Origin of the sequence: Bacillus sp. FSL P4-0248 (genome assembly GCF_038593305.1) — a bacterium.
GTDB classification, from domain to species: Bacteria; Bacillota; Bacilli; order Bacillales; family Bacillaceae; genus Bacillus; species Bacillus safensis.
In genome coordinates, this window is record NZ_CP151983.1 from 2,398,278 (window position 1) to 2,416,756 (window position 18,479).

The 18,479-nt window shown below is 43.1% G+C and carries 20 protein-coding genes, 1 riboswitch and 1 other annotated feature; of the genes, 3 read left to right on the plus strand and 17 right to left on the minus strand.

Annotated features, from left to right (window positions below; translation table 11 throughout):
* Positions 1–7: 7 nt before the first annotated feature.
* Positions 8–1,768 carry a phosphomethylpyrimidine synthase ThiC gene (gene thiC / locus NST65_RS12290; protein WP_111926393.1) on the minus strand — a complete coding sequence of 587 codons (1,761 nt, stop codon included), beginning with the start codon at positions 1,766–1,768 and terminating at the stop codon, positions 8–10.
* 126 nt (positions 1,769–1,894) lie between these two features.
* A riboswitch (TPP riboswitch) is annotated at positions 1,895–2,003 on the minus strand.
* Between the two features lie 235 nt (positions 2,004–2,238).
* Between thiC and NST65_RS12295 the strand changes: the two genes are divergently transcribed.
* A complete protein-coding gene (locus NST65_RS12295) occupies positions 2,239–2,871 on the plus strand; it encodes a LysE family transporter (RefSeq protein WP_041115101.1) in 633 nt (210 codons plus the stop codon).
* A gap of 45 nt (positions 2,872–2,916) precedes the next feature.
* On the opposite strand, the gene NST65_RS12300 is transcribed toward NST65_RS12295, so the two are convergent.
* The 5 genes from NST65_RS12300 to nadB all read right to left on the minus strand — a co-directional run bounded on the left by NST65_RS12300 (position 2,917) and on the right by nadB (position 8,601).
* Positions 2,917–3,534 carry a YhcN/YlaJ family sporulation lipoprotein gene (locus NST65_RS12300; protein ID WP_034279869.1) on the minus strand — a complete coding sequence of 206 codons (618 nt, stop codon included), beginning with the start codon at positions 3,532–3,534 and terminating at the stop codon, positions 2,917–2,919.
* A 133-nt stretch (positions 3,535–3,667) separates the two neighbouring features.
* Positions 3,668–4,954 carry a SafA/ExsA family spore coat assembly protein gene (gene safA / locus NST65_RS12305; protein ID WP_065214579.1) on the minus strand — a complete coding sequence of 429 codons (1,287 nt, stop codon included), beginning with the start codon at positions 4,952–4,954 and terminating at the stop codon, positions 3,668–3,670.
* 131 nt (positions 4,955–5,085) lie between these two features.
* Positions 5,086–6,195 (minus strand): quinolinate synthase NadA, encoded by a 1,110-nt coding sequence (nadA, locus tag NST65_RS12310; RefSeq protein ID WP_065214578.1) that lies wholly within the window; start codon positions 6,193–6,195, stop codon positions 5,086–5,088.
* Complete coding sequence (gene nadC / locus NST65_RS12315) at positions 6,182–7,045, minus strand: carboxylating nicotinate-nucleotide diphosphorylase (protein ID WP_065214577.1); 864 nt, start codon at positions 7,043–7,045, stop codon at positions 6,182–6,184. Before nadC ends, nadA begins: the two co-directional genes overlap by 14 nt.
* Positions 7,027–8,601 carry an L-aspartate oxidase gene (gene nadB, locus NST65_RS12320; protein WP_065214576.1) on the minus strand — a complete coding sequence of 525 codons (1,575 nt, stop codon included), beginning with the start codon at positions 8,599–8,601 and terminating at the stop codon, positions 7,027–7,029. Before nadB ends, nadC begins: the two co-directional genes overlap by 19 nt.
* Positions 8,602–8,686: 85 nt before the next feature.
* On the opposite strand from nadB, the gene NST65_RS12325 reads away from it, so the two are divergent.
* Complete coding sequence (locus NST65_RS12325) at positions 8,687–9,838, plus strand: IscS subfamily cysteine desulfurase (RefSeq protein ID WP_269199617.1); 1,152 nt, start codon at positions 8,687–8,689, stop codon at positions 9,836–9,838.
* A gap of 3 nt (positions 9,839–9,841) precedes the next feature.
* The gene (locus NST65_RS12330; RefSeq protein ID WP_024423154.1) at positions 9,842–10,384 is read left to right on the plus strand and encodes a transcription repressor NadR; all 543 of its coding nucleotides are present in this window, start codon (positions 9,842–9,844) and stop codon (positions 10,382–10,384) included.
* A 24-nt stretch (positions 10,385–10,408) separates the two neighbouring features.
* Here NST65_RS12330 and pheA read toward each other — a convergent pair whose 3' ends face one another.
* The 11 genes from pheA to minC all read right to left on the minus strand — a co-directional run bounded on the left by pheA (position 10,409) and on the right by minC (position 18,434).
* Positions 10,409–11,287 (minus strand): prephenate dehydratase, encoded by an 879-nt coding sequence (gene pheA / locus NST65_RS12335; RefSeq protein WP_111926391.1) that lies wholly within the window; start codon positions 11,285–11,287, stop codon positions 10,409–10,411.
* A gap of 18 nt (positions 11,288–11,305) precedes the next feature.
* Complete coding sequence (locus NST65_RS12340) at positions 11,306–11,749, minus strand: ACT domain-containing protein (RefSeq protein WP_065214575.1); 444 nt, start codon at positions 11,747–11,749, stop codon at positions 11,306–11,308.
* A gap of 55 nt (positions 11,750–11,804) precedes the next feature.
* The gene (gene obgE / locus NST65_RS12345) at positions 11,805–13,091 is read right to left on the minus strand and encodes a GTPase ObgE (protein ID WP_024423156.1); all 1,287 of its coding nucleotides are present in this window, start codon (positions 13,089–13,091) and stop codon (positions 11,805–11,807) included.
* 21 nt (positions 13,092–13,112) lie between these two features.
* On the minus strand, positions 13,113–13,706 hold the full coding sequence (locus NST65_RS12350) for a sporulation initiation phosphotransferase B (RefSeq protein ID WP_034279849.1): 594 nt from the start codon (positions 13,704–13,706) through the stop codon (positions 13,113–13,115).
* A 257-nt stretch (positions 13,707–13,963) separates the two neighbouring features.
* A complete protein-coding gene (gene rpmA / locus NST65_RS12355; protein ID WP_003216586.1) occupies positions 13,964–14,248 on the minus strand; it encodes a 50S ribosomal protein L27 in 285 nt (94 codons plus the stop codon).
* 12 nt (positions 14,249–14,260) lie between these two features.
* Positions 14,261–14,599, minus strand: coding sequence for a ribosomal-processing cysteine protease Prp (locus tag NST65_RS12360; protein ID WP_034279847.1), 339 nt, complete (start codon positions 14,597–14,599; stop codon positions 14,261–14,263).
* Positions 14,600–14,613: 14 nt separating this feature from the next.
* Entirely contained in the window at positions 14,614–14,922 is a 309-nt protein-coding gene (rplU, locus tag NST65_RS12365) for a 50S ribosomal protein L21 (RefSeq protein ID WP_003216781.1), read from the minus strand.
* Positions 14,923–14,934: 12 nt separating this feature from the next.
* Positions 14,935–15,007, minus strand: a sequence feature (ribosomal protein L21 leader region).
* Between the two features lie 66 nt (positions 15,008–15,073).
* Complete coding sequence (locus NST65_RS12370) at positions 15,074–15,943, minus strand: M50 family metallopeptidase (RefSeq protein ID WP_111926389.1); 870 nt, start codon at positions 15,941–15,943, stop codon at positions 15,074–15,076.
* Entirely contained in the window at positions 15,936–16,727 is a 792-nt protein-coding gene (locus NST65_RS12375; RefSeq protein WP_034279841.1) for a M23 family metallopeptidase, read from the minus strand. Before NST65_RS12375 ends, NST65_RS12370 begins: the two co-directional genes overlap by 8 nt.
* 217 nt (positions 16,728–16,944) lie before the next feature.
* Positions 16,945–17,748 carry a septum site-determining protein MinD gene (gene minD / locus NST65_RS12380; RefSeq protein WP_017358134.1) on the minus strand — a complete coding sequence of 268 codons (804 nt, stop codon included), beginning with the start codon at positions 17,746–17,748 and terminating at the stop codon, positions 16,945–16,947.
* A gap of 2 nt (positions 17,749–17,750) precedes the next feature.
* A complete protein-coding gene (gene minC, locus NST65_RS12385) occupies positions 17,751–18,434 on the minus strand; it encodes a septum site-determining protein MinC (RefSeq protein WP_046311942.1) in 684 nt (227 codons plus the stop codon).
* Positions 18,435–18,479 lie beyond the last annotated feature (45 nt).

An 18,479-nucleotide genomic window follows, 5' to 3' on the forward strand; every position in this document is an offset into this window, starting at 1 on the left:
TCTTTTTTTAGGGCTGATAAATTTGACTTCCTTTACTGACAAACTCCTTCGCCTTCTTTTCCATCTCTCTTTTCACTTCTTCAGATTGATTGCGGATATCATGAGAAATTTTCATACTGCAAAACTTCGGTCCGCACATCGAGCAAAAGTGAGCGGTCTTAGCGCCTTCGGCAGGCAATGTTTCATCATGGAACGCCAAGGCTCTTTCTGGATCAAGTGACAGGTTGAATTGGTCCCGCCATCTAAATTCAAACCTTGCTTTCGATAAAGCATCATCACGCTTTTGAGCCGCAGGATGTCCTTTTGCTAGATCAGCGGCATGTGCGGCAATTTTATAGGCGATCACGCCTTCTCTCACATCTTCTTTGTTCGGCAGACCTAAATGCTCTTTAGGTGTTACATAGCACAGCATGGCTGTTCCGTACCAGCCGATCATGGCCGCACCGATTGCGGATGTAATGTGATCATACCCCGGCGCGATATCTGTTGTAAGAGGCCCTAACGTATAAAATGGTGCTTCCTTGCAAATGTCCATTTGCTTGTCCACATTCTCTTTGATTTTATCCATTGGGACATGTCCGGGCCCTTCAATCATCACCTGCACATCATGTTTCCAAGCGATCTCTGTTAATTCACCTAACGTTTCCAGCTCTGCAAACTGCGCCTCATCATTGGCATCAGCAATCGAGCCTGGTCTAAGTCCATCTCCAAGTGAAAAGGCGATATCATATTTTTTCATAATTTCACAAATGTCTTCGAAGTGAGTGTAGAGGAAATTCTCTTGATGATGAGCAAGACACCATCTTGCCATAATTGCACCTCCTCTTGAAACAATTCCAGTCACCCGATCGACTGTAAGCGGAATATATCTTAACAGCACGCCCGCATGAATTGTGAAATAATCTACACCTTGTTCTGCTTGTTCAATTAATGTGTCCCTGTACACGTCCCACGTCAAATCTTCTGCGACTCCATTCACTTTTTCAAGGGCCTGATAGATAGGAACGGTTCCTACTGGGACTGGGCAATTCCGAATGATCCATTCTCTCGTTGTATGAATATCCTTTCCAGTAGACAGATCCATCATTGTATCTGCCCCCCATCTGATCGCCCATGTCATTTTTTCAACCTCTTCAACAATGGATGACGTGACAGCTGAATTACCAATATTCGCATTGATTTTGACATGAAAATTCCTTCCGATAATCATTGGTTCACTTTCTGGATGGTTAATATTCGAAGGAATGACGGCTCTTCCGCTCGCTACTTCCTCTCTAACGAACTCAGGGCTTAGCTCTTCTCTTATTGCGATAAACTCCATTTCAGGCGTAATGATGCCTTTTTTGGCATAATGCATTTGCGTCACGCGCGCTCCTTGTTTCGCGCGGAGCGGCTTATGATGAAAATCAGTTTGGACAGAATGGAAGGACTCCTTCTCCCTTGAACGATATCCGTTATCTTCCGGTTTTACATGACGCCCTTCATAGCTTTCTGTATCTCCTCTTTCTTCAATCCATGCTGCCCTAAGACGCTTTAATCCCTTTGTGACGTCAATATGAACGTTCTCATCAGTGTACGGTCCACTCGTATCGTATACACGGACTGGTTCATTTTTTATGCCGCCCGCCTCTGTCACAGTATGTGAGAGCGCAATCTCTCTTTTCGGCACTAAGATATCGGGCCTCGATCCTTTCTCATACACCTTTCGGCTGCCGTCAAAGCTGGATAATAATGATTGGTTGGATGGGACACTTTTCTTTTCCTTCATTTGCTGTTCTCTCCTTTTCTTCTTGTCACCGGACAGGATGGAATCAGCACCAGCAAAAAACCAGGCTCTATTGAAAGAACCTGGTTTCGTCGTCAGAAATAAACATGCATATCATTGATAGGATACATGCATCATCTTCAACTTCCCCACGCTGGTACGAGCCAGATCAGGTCCAAAGGGTTAAGAAGCTTATGCTACTCTCTCAGCCCATTTACGGGCACCCCTAGTCACTTTTATTGATTTCCACATCAGTGTAGCATAGAGACATCATGAAAAAAAGAGAATTCAGGAAAATAGTTCCTTTCCCCTACAAGCTTTATGGATTATATTGATATACAGATTTCTATACATGATCTGTCTCTCTCATTTCAATTAAATCTGAAATAATCGTTGATCCTTTTCTCCTATTATGTATAATTAATCTAAACGGAGAATTTTTATACAATTTATTCAAAGGAAGTTCTAGTCGATTGCAAACATTTCTCACATTTATCGTCGTAGGATTCTCAATTGCTCTGCCTGTTGGAGCAATCACGGTTGAAATGACAAAACAGGGACTCAAAAACGGATTCTTTCATGGTTTAACTGTCGGAGCAGGCGGTATGACCATAGACTTATTACTTATCTTGGCTTTATATGCTGGATTTGCTCAGTTTTTATCTTTGCCGTTTGTTCAAATCCCGCTCTGGCTGATCGGAGCTGTATTTTTAATGATTCTCGCATACGACTCCATTAAACACGCGGATCAAGATATCCATTTAGCAGGAGAAAAGGTCAATAAATCATTCGCAAAAACATATCGAAACGGCTTGCTCGTGGCAGTATCTCCTGGAAATCTTGTGTTCTGGGTTTCTGTTTTTGGTGCTGTACTTGCGGATGCGTATACAAAAACAGATTCATCTGAATTTATGCTGGCTGCCGGCGGTATCTTGGCAGGGATTTTCCTTCATGACATCGGTCTTCTCACACTTGTATCGTTAACAAGAAAAGTGATGAATCGGACGATGATCAAGTGGACATCCATTATTGCTGGTATTTTATTACTAGGGTTTGGCTGTTATTTCTTTTACGAATTTTATATAGGCATCAAGGTTTATTTTTAAGAAAAGGCTAAAGTTCGTGATGAACTTTAGCCTTTTTGTGTCAAACTATCGGGTCATGCCTGTTTGGCCTGTTTCAAATTGCGTTCTTCTCATGTCTCTAAAGCGTGTGAATGCACCTTCATCTTTTATGACTTGGACTGCTCTTCCATCCGCATAACGAGTCGCTGCTTCTTCTACTTGTGATACGCCTTCTGACGTCAGGCGGCCATCTGATTTAATGGCAATATACACATTCTCATCCGTCACCATGACTTGAGAGTCTGCCACGTGATTCATTTTATTGACGCGGTTGGCAATTTTTCTTGAACGCTGAATGTTCTCTTGTTTATCATAGCCTGAGAACGACATTTGGTTATGATAATTCATATCTCCATGACTGTAGCGTCCATCTCCACCTGTGAGAGGCATTCGATCATCCGTTTGAGGACGTGTACGGTAATCAACATTTGTTGTATTTCTCCCGTTCATTCCCTCCATAAGTTCAGAAACTGGTCCTTGATGATCTTGGTTGTTGTCTTCCGCTCGTTGATTTGAATGATAACCAACCGGCTGGCCTGATTGATTATGACGTGTATCGACACCTGCGTTATTATTTGCACCACATGCCGTTAAACCAATAGGAAGAAGCACTAATGCGATTGTTTTTTGCCATTTTTGTCTCAAACGAAAAACCCCCTGTACAAATTCAATCTCATGAGCGCGAAACAGGCTCTGTTTTAGCATGTACAGTTAGGAAAAAAATCAAGCTGTCAGTTATAAACAAAAAAAGGAACGATTGAGATCGTTCCTTCTGTCATTAATCTTCTTCCTCTTCCTCCGGCCTTGCAAAAACGGATTGACCTGGATATTGCTGCATATAAGGCTGAGCTGGATAAGCCCCCATTTGGCCATAAGGAACAGGATTCGGATCATGTCCTGCCCAAGGCTGATGATGCTTCATGCCATCATCGCATCCGCAGTCTCCCTTTCCATATGCTGGATTTGAAACATTTGGATAAAACCCTTGATTTGCGTTAGCATTTGCGTTGGCGTTTGAATGCATATGGTGATGCCAGTGATGTCCGTCGTTTGCATGGTGCTCATGATTCTCTCCGTAGTAAGCTGGCGCTTGATACGCAGGATAATACGGATGAGCCGGGTATGGATATGGCATCATATGATGATGATAATATGGCTGGATTGGATAACATAGGCCTGATCCCGGTAAAATTGGCGATGCCGGCACCATTTGCTGCGGATATGGATACATCGCCGGCATGTAATGACCATAACCAAAATAAGGATCATATGGTTCATGATGATGGTGCTGATGATGATGCTCGTTATTTTCAGCCACTCCCCCTACCGCTGCCCCTCCCATATTTGGCATTTGCGGGAAGTTAGGAAGGTTCGGATAATTGCCATGCTCCATGTCTTTTCCCTCCTCTTTTTGATGCGGAATATGAATAAACGGATCATACCCCTTCGCCACTTCTTCTTTTAGATGACCTTTATTTTCATGATGAAAATGGTCCTTGTTATCTTTATGTTCCTTATTTTCATGATGAAAATGATCCTTGTGGTCTATATGTTCCTTATTTTCATGATGAAAATGATCCTTGTTATCTTTATGGTCTTTATTTTCGTGATGAAAATGATCCTTGTGATCCTTTTTGTGATGAACGTGATCTTTTTTCTCATGATGATCTTTTTTGGGAGGAGGCGTGAATGGCTGGTAGAGATTGGTCTGATAATAGTTCACATCGACTTGCGGAAAAACTGGCTGCTCGATCTTTGGCACTGGCGGTACATATGGTACCGGTTCATTTGGCTTTTCCTTCGGTTTCGTATCTTGCACTTGCACAACATCTTTTGGCTTTTCTTTCACATACGGATGTTCTTTCGTTTTTGGCATTTCTTTTGCTTTGTGATGATCTGTTTTCACAGGAACACCACTAGATGGAATTTTAATCTTCATACCCGGCATGATCAAATCAGGATTACTGAGCTGTGAATTTAGTTTTTTCAATTCTTGAAAGTCGACTCCGTATTTCTTTGAAATTTTCCAAAGGGAGTCTCCTTTTTGCACAATATGAATTTTCAACGTTTTCCCCTCCTATGCAAAACGTGAACGTAACGGTTATGTCAGAAGTACAATATGTTTCAACATAAATTTATGCCTATTTACAAGCCGATATGATAAAAACTTGTTTTCTGATAGGAGGGGCTGATTCATTATTTAATGGCGAGCATTTTCTTGAGTGCAAGCAATGCGTCTTTCGTAATGTCTTCATTGACCTGTATCACCCCGGCCGGCTGACCCTTCTCAATGCTTTCAAGTGACCATAACAAATGAGGCAGATCAATCCGGTTCATAGTCAAACATGGACACATATCTGGGTTAAGGGATTCAATTTGTTTATCTGGGTGCTGCGCTATGATCCGTTTGACTAAATTCATCTCTGTTCCAATCGCCCATTTGCTTCCTGCTGATGCCTGTTTGATCGTATCAATAATAAATTTCGTTGAACCTGCTAGGTCAGAAGCCCTTACGACCTCATGCGTGCATTCAGGATGGACAAGAATTTGAATGTCACGGTCTTTTTTTCTCATTTTTTCTATATTCTGAACGGTAAAATTCTCGTGTACGGAGCAATGGCCTTTCCATAAAATCATCTTAATACGAGAAAGCGGCTGATCGGTGATGAGCTTTTCTTCTATCTGATCCCACACAGCCATTTCTTCTAGCGGAATACCTAAATCAAAAGCCGTATTACGCCCTAGATGCTGATCAGGGAGAAACAGAATCCGCTCTTTTTGTGTCAGTGCCCACTCGAGTACTTTTTTAGCGTTTGACGAAGTAACAGTCGCCCCGCCATGCTTGCCGACAAATGCTTTAATATCTGCTGTTGAATTGACGTACGTAAGCGGAAGTATTGTATCCCCAAACAGATCAGTGAGCTGCTCCCATGCTCTGTCTGTTTGTTTCATGTTCGCCATATCTGCCATTGAACAGCCCGCCCTCATATCTGGCAAAACGACGCTTTGATTCTTGTTTGACAGCATATCTGCCGTTTCTGCCATAAAGTGAACACCGCAGAACACAATGTATTCAGCCTCGTGATTGTCGGCAGCTATTTGTGCCAGCTGCAATGAATCTCCTGTGGCATCTGCAAATTCGATGACCTCATCCTTTTGATAATGGTGGCCCGGTATAAAAAGCTTTGAACCAAAAGCCCGCTTAATTTCTAACACTCGCTGCTTCATCTCATCATCAGAGCGGTGTTTATATTCATCTGGCATCATGACTGCATGTTGATTGGCTAATACATTAAGCATGGACATGAGTTGTTCCCCCTTTATGACTGAATTCCATATTCATACTAAAATCAAATGCTGGGGCTGAATGAGTCAGAAAACCAAGTGAAATAAGATCGACTCCTGTCCCCCTATAGCTTGGCAATGTCTCTAAGGTGATTCCCCCTGAAGCCTCTGTCAGAATGGACTCTGGCGTCATTTGTTTAAAACGTTTTACCTCGTCCGGAGAGCAGTTATCAAACATGATAACATCCGCTTTTGCTTCAATGGCTTCCATTAGCTGCGTTTCTGATTCAATTTCCACTTCAATTTTCACCATATGACCGGCATATGCTCTTGCTTTCTCTACAGCTTCACGGATAGAACCGCATGCGGCAATATGATTATCTTTAATCATCACCCCATCCGATAAGCCAAAGCGATGATTCTTACCACCGCCTGTCTTTACTGCGTATTTTTCTAACATACGCAAGCCGGGTGTCGTTTTTCTCGTATCACAAATCGTAATAGACGGGTCACCTAATCGCTGCACCGCCTCATGTGTTAAGGTGGCAATACCTGTCATTCGCTGCAATAGATTTAAAATGACCCTCTCTCCCTTTAATAAGTCCTTGACTGGGCCCTTTATTTTCGCCAGTACAGCGCCTGAATGAATCCAATCACCTTCTTGAAAAAACAGCTCAGTTTGAATCTGTTCATTCAACAGGCGGTACCCTGTATCAATCAGTTGTGACCCTGCCAATACACCAGATTGTTTCGCAATGATAAGAGCTGTTCCTTTCTTGTCTCCAAAGATGGCATCTGCTGATACATCTCCAAAGCCAATATCTTCTGTGAAAAAATGAGTGAGCATTTGTTTTAACTGTAAACGTTCCATTTGGCACCGATCCTTTCATTTTTCATAATGTGAATGTGGCCTTTTTCATGAACAATCTGCCTGCCCTGCCACAACGCATCACTCCGCTCTGGATAATCCATTCGATAATGGCCGCCTCTGCTTTCTGTACGAAGTAATGCAGATTTAGCAAGGCAAACCGCTAATGCCCATTGATTGCTTAATTCGATCTGTTCATTTGTGATATCCTTCACATTAATTTGCTGAAAATTGACATGTTGCAGCGAATGAAGCAAAGTCTGCAAGCCTTTTTCATCTCTCACAATGGCCGCAAATGTAGTCATCCATTGTCTTAGCTGAGCTGTTGAAATCATTGGGACCATCCATATTTCTTGAATAGAAAAAGGTGGACTTGTTTCTTTCAGTTTAGGCAGCTGTTCAATTCTCTGTGCCGCTTTGCTGCCTAACACGAGACCTTCCAGAAGAGAATTACTCGCCAATCGATTCGCACCGTGTAAGCCAGTGCAGGCCGCTTCTCCAATGGCAAATAGTGCTGGAACAGTCGTTTCTCCATATTCATTCACGCTGATACCGCCCATTAAAAAGTGCATACCTGGGGAAATTGGCAGCCTGCCGCTTGCCATATCGACGCCTGCACGCTGGCACATCGCATCTATTGCTGGAAAACGAGCTGAAAAATGCGGAATATCATGGATGTTAAGATACAATTGATGACCTAATTGCTGCTCATGAAAAATCGCTCTAGCGACCACATCTCTAGGTGCTAAATCAGCTTGCGGGTGAATATCTTTCATGATCCGCCTGCCTGTTTCATCTTCTAAATAAGCTCCCTCTCCCCGTACTGCCTCTGAAATGAGACCAGCTGCTTTTCCCGCGATTGTTAAAAGAGTAGGATGGAATTGAACAAATTCGAGATCCACTAATTGCGCCCCGGCTCGATAGGCCATCATCAGTCCGTCGCCTGTTACAGAAGGATCATTTGTGTTTGTCTCATATAGGGAGCCGCAGCCGCCAGTTGATAAAACAACGGCATCTGCGGTCATCGTATGTACGTGTCCTGTCTCGTCTTTCCACACAACACCCGTACATGTCCCTTCATGAATCAATAGATCAATGACATGATGATATTCGTATAAATGAATATGTGAGCCGAGCTGACTTTTCAGAAACTGTACAAGAGTTTTACCTGATTGATCTCCTCCCGCGTGCAAGATGCGATGAGTAGTATGTGCTCCCTCTTTGCCTAATTGCGGATCTCCCGTCTCATCTTGATCAAATGGACAGCCTTCTGCTACGAGCTGCTCCACAAGATGTTTTCCAAGTTTCACGATTTCTTGTACAATTCTTTCATCATTGTGGTCACAGCCGGCAGCTAGTGTATCCTGCACATGCTGCTGAACTGAATCATGTGCTGAAAAGGCAGCAGCGATTCCTCCTTGTGCCAGCATGGAATTACTAGATGAAAATTGTTTTTTTGTCATCATGATGACCTGGCAGCTTTTCGAAATGGTTTTTGCAAAGGAAAGCGCTGCAATGCCTGATCCCACCACAATGACTTTTTTGATTGATGACACCATCGCCCCTCCTGTCATTTACACCTGTCTTGACACATATCATTACACAACACTAAAATAAATACAAGAAAAAATTTTCACACGGGAGATGGATGGGTTGGTTTATTTAGATTACGCAGCTTCTACACCTGTTTCAGAGGAAGCGCTGCATGTTTTTCAGCAGCTGAGTAAAAATTTCTACGGAAATGCAAGCAGTCTTCATGATGCCGGGGGAAAAGCAAATGACATATTGACTTACAGCAGACAATCACTCGCTGACATGATCGAGGGTGAACCAGATGGGGTCTACTTTACAAGCGGTGGAACTGAATCCAATCTCCTTGCGATTCAATCGATCATCAATGGACTGCCAGCACATCAACAGCATGTCATCACAACTTCAGTTGAGCATCCTTCTGTTCATCATGCAGTTAGCAGCTTAGAGCGTCTTGGCGTAAAAGTCACGATCATTGAACCGAATCAGGATGGAATCATAACAAAGGACATTCTCAAAAAAGCATTATTGTCTGAAACAGGACTAGTATCTATTCAGCATGCTAATTCAGAAACAGGAATTATCCAGCCGCTTGCTGAATTAGCCCCTCTTTTAAAAGAAAGGAACATTCTTTTTCATACAGATGCTGTGCAAACATTTGGAAAGATTCGTGTGTCCATCAAAGAACTGGGAGTCGATGCCGTGTCCATCTCAAGTCATAAAGTGTATGCTCCTAAAGGCGCTGGTGCCGTTTATATGGGCGCACATGTTCCTTGGAAACCTTTATATACAGGTGCAGTTCAGGAAAATGGCTTACGTCCAGGGACAGTGAACGTTCCATGTATCGGTGCTTTTGCGGCCGCGAGCGAACAAACGATGCTTAGGCTGGATGAACAGCATAAATTAGATAAGCAGCTGCGTGATTATTTTCTTCAGCAGTTAAAAATAAGACAGCTGCCAGTTCGTACACTTCAGGACAATGACAATCGCCGCACGCTGCCTCATATTATTGGTTGTTTTTTTGAAGGGTTTGAAGGACAATATGTAATGTTAGCATGTAACCGGCATGGGATTTGTCTTTCAACTGGAAGCGCATGTGCTTCTGGTTATCACCATCCTTCCCCTGCTGTGAAGGCATTGCGTGTATCAGATCGTGATGCCCTTCAATTTATTCGACTATCATTTGGATGGCAGTCATCAAAAGAGGACATCGATCAGCTTTTGCATACATTTGAGCATTTGCAAAAGGAGAAGAAGGGAGCTTAGGACGTGGAGCAAGAGAGGAAACTCATTGGCGAAGAAAGAAGAAACGCCATTTTAGAGTGGCTGAAAGAAACAGACACACCGCTTACTGGAAGCTTTTTAGCTAAAAAGGCGGCTGTCTCTCGGCAAGTCATTGTACAAGATATTTCATTATTAAAAGCAAAAAACGAACCCATTATTGCCACAAGCCAAGGCTATGTGTATATGGCAGCGCAGCATGCGCCAGAAAGAGAAATTGAACAAATCATCGCCTGCAAGCATGATCCTGCTCGTACAGAAGAGGAACTGACCTTGATTGTAGACTTTGGTGTGACGGTGAAAGATGTGATCATTGAGCACCCTGTTTATGGTGAACTGACGGCCTCTATTCGCGTCAGTACACGGAAACAAGTCGCTGATTTTGTGCATCATATTTCTAACACCGGCGCTTCCTACTTGTCAGAACTAACAGACGGCGTGCACCTGCATACTCTCACTTCTTACAGCCAAAAGCAGCTTGACCAAGCCATTCAAGCGCTGGATGATGCTGGGTTTTTAATAAAAGACTAAAAAAATAGTGTCCTGCACGGGACACTATTTTTCATTCGTTAATTCATATGTTTGATAGCTGCCGAGCAGCTTAACCTCACAGCCAATCGCCTCTAATTCTTGAATCGCACCAGGAACGAGGACATCATCCATTTCTTTTTCAATATCAATAATAAATAAATAATGTCCAAGACCTGTTTTTGTCGGACGAGATTCAATTTTTGACAAGTTGAGATTCCGCCAAGAAAAAGCAGACAGCACGCGGTGCAATGCGCCTGATTGGTCATCCTTAGGCAGACTGACCACAATGGTCGTTTTTGGCTTTGATGAGAAACCAGAATTCATTGGGAACGATGCGTTAGGATCTTTATGTAAAATCACAAAGCGTGTATGGTTGTGCGGATAATCATGAATGTCTTTTTTTGCAATCGTCAAACCATACGTTTGTGCGGCAATTTCATTAGCAATAGCCCCGACAGCTTCATCTGGATGCTCACTGATGTATTTTGCTGCATAGCCTGTTGATTCCACTGGCCGATGAGGAATATGAGGGTACTGCTTTTTCAGAAATTGATGACACTGGGCAATCGCGTGAGGATGTGATTGAATGACATCTAACGTCTCCCAGCTCTCGGCTCTTGATGGGTGGACAAGCAAATGCTGCCGAATTGGTGCTGTCATTTCCCCTACAATGGACAGCGCTTCTTCATGAATTAAATAATCAATCGTTAAGTTCACAGAGCCTTCGAGTGCATTTTCAAGTGGAACGACCGCCAAGTCGACTTCGCCATTTGACACAGCATCCATACATTGCGGAATCGTTGCATAGGCACGCTGCACCGCATCTTTTGGAAAACAAGAGCATACGGCCAAATGAGTAAATGTTGCCTCTGGTCCAAAATAACCTACAGTTAATTGCTTCATCTGCTATGATCTCTCCTTTTACGCCCCGGAACCTAAAATTTCGACTTTTTCGACAAATTCAAGCTTTCTTAATTGATTCATGACGGTGTTGATATCATCTTCCATACCAGCTGTACTAATTGATAAGGTGACATTCGCTCTTCCTTGCAGCGGAATCGTTTGGTGAATGGATAACACATTACAGCCAGAGTCAGCCACAATTTGAAGCAGTCTTGATAAAGCCCCAGACCGGTCCTCAAGGTGGAAAAACAATGTGATGATCTGCTCTTTCACCATTGTATAAAATGGAAAAACAGCATCTCGGTATTTATAAAAAGCACTGCGGCTTAAATCCGCTTTTTGAACAGCATCGGCAACTGAATCCGCTTTTTTGCGATCGAGAAGCTTTTTGACTTCAAGCGTTTTTCGCATCGCATCTGGAAGTACATCCTCTCTTACTAAATAGAACGTTTCTTCTTTCACCTGTTTTCTCCCCTTTTAAAAACGGGAGAGCCCATGGTCTGGACCCTCCTTTTGATCAATCAATAAATTCGAATTCAAATTCAAGCAGACGAATGATGTCGCCATCTTTTGCTCCGCGCTCACGCAAGGCATCATCGACACCCATTCCGCGCAGCTGTCTAGAGAATCGTTTAACAGATTCATCTCTTGAGAAGTCTGTCATCTTAAAGAGCCGCTCAAGTGCTTTACCCGTTAAGACAAATGTGCCATCAGGATCTCTAGAGATCTCAAATGGTGCATCGCCTTCATCAAACCTGTACATCACGCGGTTATCCGACAGCTCCTCTTCATTATAGAGCGGGAATTCCGGTGTTGTTTCAAGCTGATTGGCGATTTCAAATAAGAGCTCACGAAGCCCTTCTCTTGTGATCGCACTAATCGGGAACACTTTATAGTCATCCGTTAATTTTTCCTTAAATGCCTCTAGATTGTCAGCTGCATCTGGCATGTCCATTTTGTTCGCAACAATGATTTGCGGACGCTCTGTCAATCTCATATTGTACTGCTCAAGCTCTTCATTAATCGTCACGTAGTCTTCGTATGGGTCACGTCCTTCAAGTCCAGACATATCAATGACATGGACAATGACACGTGTACGCTCAATATGACGTAAAAATTGATGACCTAAGCCAACGCCTTCGTGCGCTCCTTCGATCAGTCCTGGCAGATCCGCCATAACAAAGCTTCGGTTATCGTCTGTTTCAACAACCCCGAGGTTCGGTACAAGCGTTGTAAAATGGTAATCCGCAATTTTTGGTTTCGCAGAAGAGACAATCGAAAGCAGCGTTGACTTCCCGACACTTGGGAAACCAACAAGTCCAACATCTGCAAGTACTTTTAATTCTAAAATGACGTCACGTTCTTTACCTGGTTCACCGTTTTCAGACAGCTGTGGTGCAGGGTTTGCTGGTGTTGCGAAGCGTGAATTCCCACGTCCGCCACGTCCGCCTTTGGCAATTACAGCCCGCTGCCCATGCTCTGTCAAGTCAGCTAGTACTTGTTCCGTCTCTGCATCTGTCACAACCGTACCCGGCGGAACTTTGACAATCATTTCTTCCGCATTTCGGCCATGCTGGTTTTTACTCATTCCGTGCTCGCCGCGGTCAGCCTTGAAATGGCGCTTATAACGAAAGTCCATTAACGTTCTGAGTCCTTCGTCTACTTCAAATACAACATCTGCACCATTTCCGCCGTCGCCGCCTGCTGGGCCGCCCTTTGGTACATATTTTTCACGACGGAACGCCACCATACCGTTTCCGCCGTCACCGCCTTTAACATACACTTTAACCTGATCTACAAACATAACTTCCTCCGTTTCTCTGCATCACATATCTCGTTCTTGCCTCAAACAAAGCTCAATCATGGACTCATGAGGCGTCACATGAAATTGCGTTATACTCATACATGGATAGTTTGCGTCATGAAACGCATTTAACGCATCCAAACTTGTTAATTTTCCTTTGAAATCAAAATATAAGATCACATCATTTTCTTCATGATCTGTTTGGAACGTGACCGTTAAATGATTTTCAGTTTTTTGGCAAACTGATTGATCGAATATCGAAAACAACTCCTGTGATACCGTTAGCAGCTGCGATTCATATGCTGATAAGTCTCGGGTTTCACCAAGCACTTCATATTCTAAGGTGATAAAATGCGACTCCCAATTAAATGTTAGAAAGTAATAGGCCAATTGGGGAATTTTTAAATTTGAGAGTTTGGATTCATGCTGTGCTTCAATGACCATTTCTTCTATAATTTCAAACACGCGGTCATATTTTTCTAATGTCAAGTTGCCTTTGATCAGCTGTAATTTATTCATCCAGTCGTGTCTTGAACGACTGAGCAGATCAATCAATTCATTTGTTAATGCAACGTGAGTTAATTTTTCATTTTCTTTACTTGGTATCTCTTCCATTATCGCACTCCCAATCGTTTGGTCTCTCTTTTAGGAGTCTTATCATCAATATGTCTCCCTGAATTATAACAGAGAAGACAGCATAGAAAAACACTAGTTATGTGAGGAAAGGTTGTTTTTTCTGATCGTATAGGAGAAAATGAGGCAAAGTCAGCAAACGTTCTTTGATATTTATGGAGTGCATCTTCTTTTATCATCTTCGGTACTGCTTGTAAAAAGTGAAAAAAACTCCAGTCAATGACCGGAGTTTTTAGCAATTATTGTGCCGCAGGATATACGCTCACTTTTTTACGGTCACGACCGAAACGTTCGAATTTAACTGTTCCGTCGATTTTAGCGAAAAGAGTGTCGTCGCCTCCGCGTCCAACGTTTTCACCTGGATAGATTTTCGTTCCACGTTGACGATAAAGGATAGAACCACCAGTTACGAATTGACCATCAGCACGTTTAGCGCCTAAACGTTTAGACTCAGAGTCACGTCCGTTCTTTGTAGAACCTACCCCTTTTTTAGATGCGAAAAATTGAAGATCTAATCTAAGCATGAAGTTCACCTCCTATTTTTTTGTTGATATTCTCACATAATCGTGATAATCTCGTTCAATTGTCTCTAAGGAAACGACCATGCCTTCTAAAAGCAGCTGGGCTTTTTCAAAGGATACTGGATCTGTATCAGCTGGCAGTTCAAAAGAGAAATAGCCGCCTTCTTCACCAATATCAAGCAGTGGGTCCAATCCTGTCAGTGCAATAATTGAATTGACTGAGCCGAAAACAACAGCAGATACACCTGCACAAACGAGATCCTGACCTTTTTCAGCAAACTCGGCATGTCCAGTCATCTGAAAAGACGTAATGCTTTCATCTGCTGAAGACCGAGTAATGGTTGCTTTGATCATATCACTCACACGCCTTAAGCGTTGATTTTTTCGATAACAACTTTAGTGTAAGGTTGACGATGACCTTGTTTCTTGTGGTTGTTTTTCTTCGGTTTGTACTTGAACACAGTAATTTTCTTACCGCGACCTTGTTTTTCAACTTTAGCCGTTACTGTTGCTCCAGCAACTGAAGGGTTACCCACTTTGACAGTGTCTCCGCCGACAAACAATACGTTTTCGAAAGTTACTGTTTCACCTGCTTCAGCAGCTAGTTTTTCAACATAAACAGTTTGACCTTCTTCAACTTTTACTTGTTTACCACCAGTTTCGATAATTGCGTACATCTCTGCACCTCCTAATAAACTCAGACTCGCCGAATACAGGGGGCCATAGGCACTTTACACCTGCTCCGCGCGGTTGTAGCACGGGTGCTACATATCCATAACATTAAAAAATATATCAAACTAGACGCAGAATGTCAATGTATTTTCACCATTAGTACGGTAAAAGAAGCTCTTCCATTGAGGAGGTGGTTCTGCGGTCTGAAAAATACGCATGGAGCAGTTCATTTTCATCAAGCTGGCTCATCTTCACGCCATCTCTTTCAATAATAATCGGATGTTTGCAGCCCCTTTGAAATCGTGCCATCACTTCGTATACTTTTTCCTCTGCACTTGCTCTCAGCGGAATCAGTTTTTCTACCTTTTGCTCTTTTTTACCGTAATACCGTTCTAGTAAAAAGCGAACCCTGACGTAATGCCGCTGCCTGTGCTCCATCACGAGTGAATAAGCTAAAAAAGTGAGCAGCACCCAGCCATTGAATTGCAGCGGTGCAAACAAAAGTAACCCTCCTGTCAATAGACCGAAAAAGACAAGTGAGCCTTTTATTGCTAGGGCATGTGCACGTTGGAAAGGGTAAAAAACGGATAAGAGCAAAAAGAATAATTTTCCGCCATCAAGCGGCCAAACGGGCAAAAGATTCACAAGAAAAATTGCCATATTATAAAAGGTAAACATCGTAAAGACGTCATGCGAAATAAGAGAAGCCTCCATGAAAAGCCATGCCATGAGCTGGAGCGGTACATGCTGAAGCGGCCCGCACAAAATGACCGCCAGCTCTTCTTTTAACGGACGGTTCCCATGTTCCTCTACTTCCACCGTTCCGCCAAATGGCAGTAAAAAAATCCGCCGAATGCGCCAATGATAATAGCAGGCAGCCGCTGCATGTCCAAGTTCATGGACACAGACGATGATAAGCAGACAAAGCAGCGGCTTAATTTGGCCTGACAGAATCGCAAACGCCATCACAATCCACAGCAACGGATGGATATGAATTTTCGTCAGCATGAGCAGCCATCTATTCAAAGGTCATCACCTGAATAGGATCGATAAATTGTTCATTTTGCTTAATGGCAAAGTAATACGTGCCCTTCCCTTGATCATCAAGCGAAATCTGGCCAATTTTTTCACCCTTATCGACAAAATCGTATAAGGCCACATCCGCTTTCTTTAATTGACCGTACCAGCTATAGCTGTTATCTGCATGCTGCACCACCACGGTAAGCCCTGTATCGCTTTTCTTTTTCACCTCAACCACATAGCCTTCCTTCATACTATCTATGGCTTCAGCGGATGTCTCCACTTTGACACCTGCTCCATTTTGCGTAAAGGATTCCTGCACTTTACCAGAGGCAGGAACAGCCAGTTCTTGATTCGCTTGTACGTCCTTTTGACCATCTTTTTTCTCTGTTAAAAAGGCCAGCGGATGTCCAACTGTTTTTTCAAACCAGCGGTTAACAGCAGCAAATTGAAAATCTTGCTCAAAGGTCTGAGTAATCATCGGCTTCAGCTGCTGAAACGGACCTGTCTGACCTTTAAATGAAATGGCTGCAATCAACACAAGGGACGCTGATAATAAGCATTTAAGCACAAAGGTATTCGGGTTAAATAAGGGATGACGATATTTCTTTGGCTGATGGGACGCCGGTTCATAGGAGGTCGAGCCAGAATGCTTTTCTTCCTCTGTCAGCATAACCCATGGCGGGATATCTTCTTTTTTCTTGAAAGCCGTCTTCTTAGGGAGAGCAGCTGGCTGCATCGTTTTGCGGCGCTGCGCGATTTTCTTTCGGTACTCGTCCACTCTTTTCATGAGATCACCCTTTACATACAAACAGTTTGTACATTTTATGTGACAACCCCATCTGATATGCAACAAAAAGACCGATTCTCATCGAATCGGTCTCAGCGTGCAGAGAAACCCTCGCATTCAGTGTCGGTCTGCGCTCCGGTGCTCACGAATGTCAAATTCGCTTCGCAAAGGCAGCCGCCTTTCCTGACTGCAAAGGTTTTCTATCACGGTTCAGTGATTATGCTCTTACACCAAAGAATGCTTTCAGCTTTGCAAACATTCCCTTGTTTTCTTCTTCAAAAGATTGAAGCGGTACTGATTCGCCTAGTACGCGGCGGGCAATATTGCGATAGGCAATCGATACTTTGTTTTTAGCATCCATGACAATCGGTTCACCATTGTTTGAAGCCTTAATCACATCATCATCATCTGCTACGATGCCAAGTAGATCAATCGATAAGTGATGTACCACTTCATCTACATCCATTGAATCGCCATTTTTCGCCATGTGTGTACGAATACGGTTGACAATCAAACGAGGCGGTTCGATATCTTCTTGTTCTAACAAACCGATGATTCGGTCCGCATCTCTCACAGCTGAGATTTCAGGCGTCGTCACGACAATAGCCTTGTCTGCACCGGATACAGCATTTTTAAAGCCTTGCTCAATTCCAGCAGGGCAGTCAATGACAACATAATCAAAGTCTTGTTTCAATGATTGAATTAATTCTTTGATCTGTTCCGGCTCTACAGCCGTTTTATCGCTTGTTTGAGCAGCAGGTAAAAGATACAAAAGATCCTCGAAACGCTTATCTTTTACAAGCGCTTGGTGAATTTTGCATCTTCCTTCTACTACATCGACTAGATCATAAATAATGCGGTTTTCAAGCCCCATCACGACATCCAGATTCCGAAGGCCGATGTCGGTATCAACTAGACACACCTTTTTCCCTTGAATTGCTAGTGCTGTGCCTAAGTTTGCAGATGTTGTTGTTTTGCCAACGCCGCCTTTTCCTGAGGTAATCACAATAGCCTCGCCCAATTTCACATTCCTCCCTCAAGCCTTGTCAGATTAGGTCTTATATGAGCCAATTGCTGCAGGCGTTCAATGATCATATTGCCATCTATATCTAAATAAGCACATTCCATTTCATTTCCATCTTCTTTTTGGTCTGGTGCACGGTTAATAACTTGTGCGATGCGAAGCTGTGTTGGAATCATATGTGATGCCGCAATAACAGCCTGTTTGTTGCCATTACATCCAGCATGCGCCACACCCTTTAATGCGCCAAGTACAAAAATATTTCCCCCTGCGCGAATCGTTCCGCCAGGATTGACATCTCCTATTAATAAAAGATCTCCTTCGACATACAGCACCTGTCCAGAGCGTACAATTTTTGCTACAGAAGTAATTTCAGCCTCTGCTTTTAATCGTCTCGCCTCTTCAGTTGACATGACGTCACTTTCAATGGAGTGGATAACGAGATGTTCATTTTCAGACACCGCTTCGGTCAAACGTGTCTCCTGATCCTCTGTTAAATAACGAAAACCAAGCTTAATATGCACATTGACTTTATGTCCTTCTCTTCCATCTGTATATTGCTCAAGTAACAGAACCTCTCGCAAGCCAGAAAGAAGGTCATCAAACGAACAGTCATCATTTAACTGTAATGTTAATCCGTTTTTTGTGCCTTTTATCGTCACATATTGCTGTTTTTGAGTTTTCAAGATGCTCACCTCAACAACATACTCATTTCGCCGTAATTGGACAAA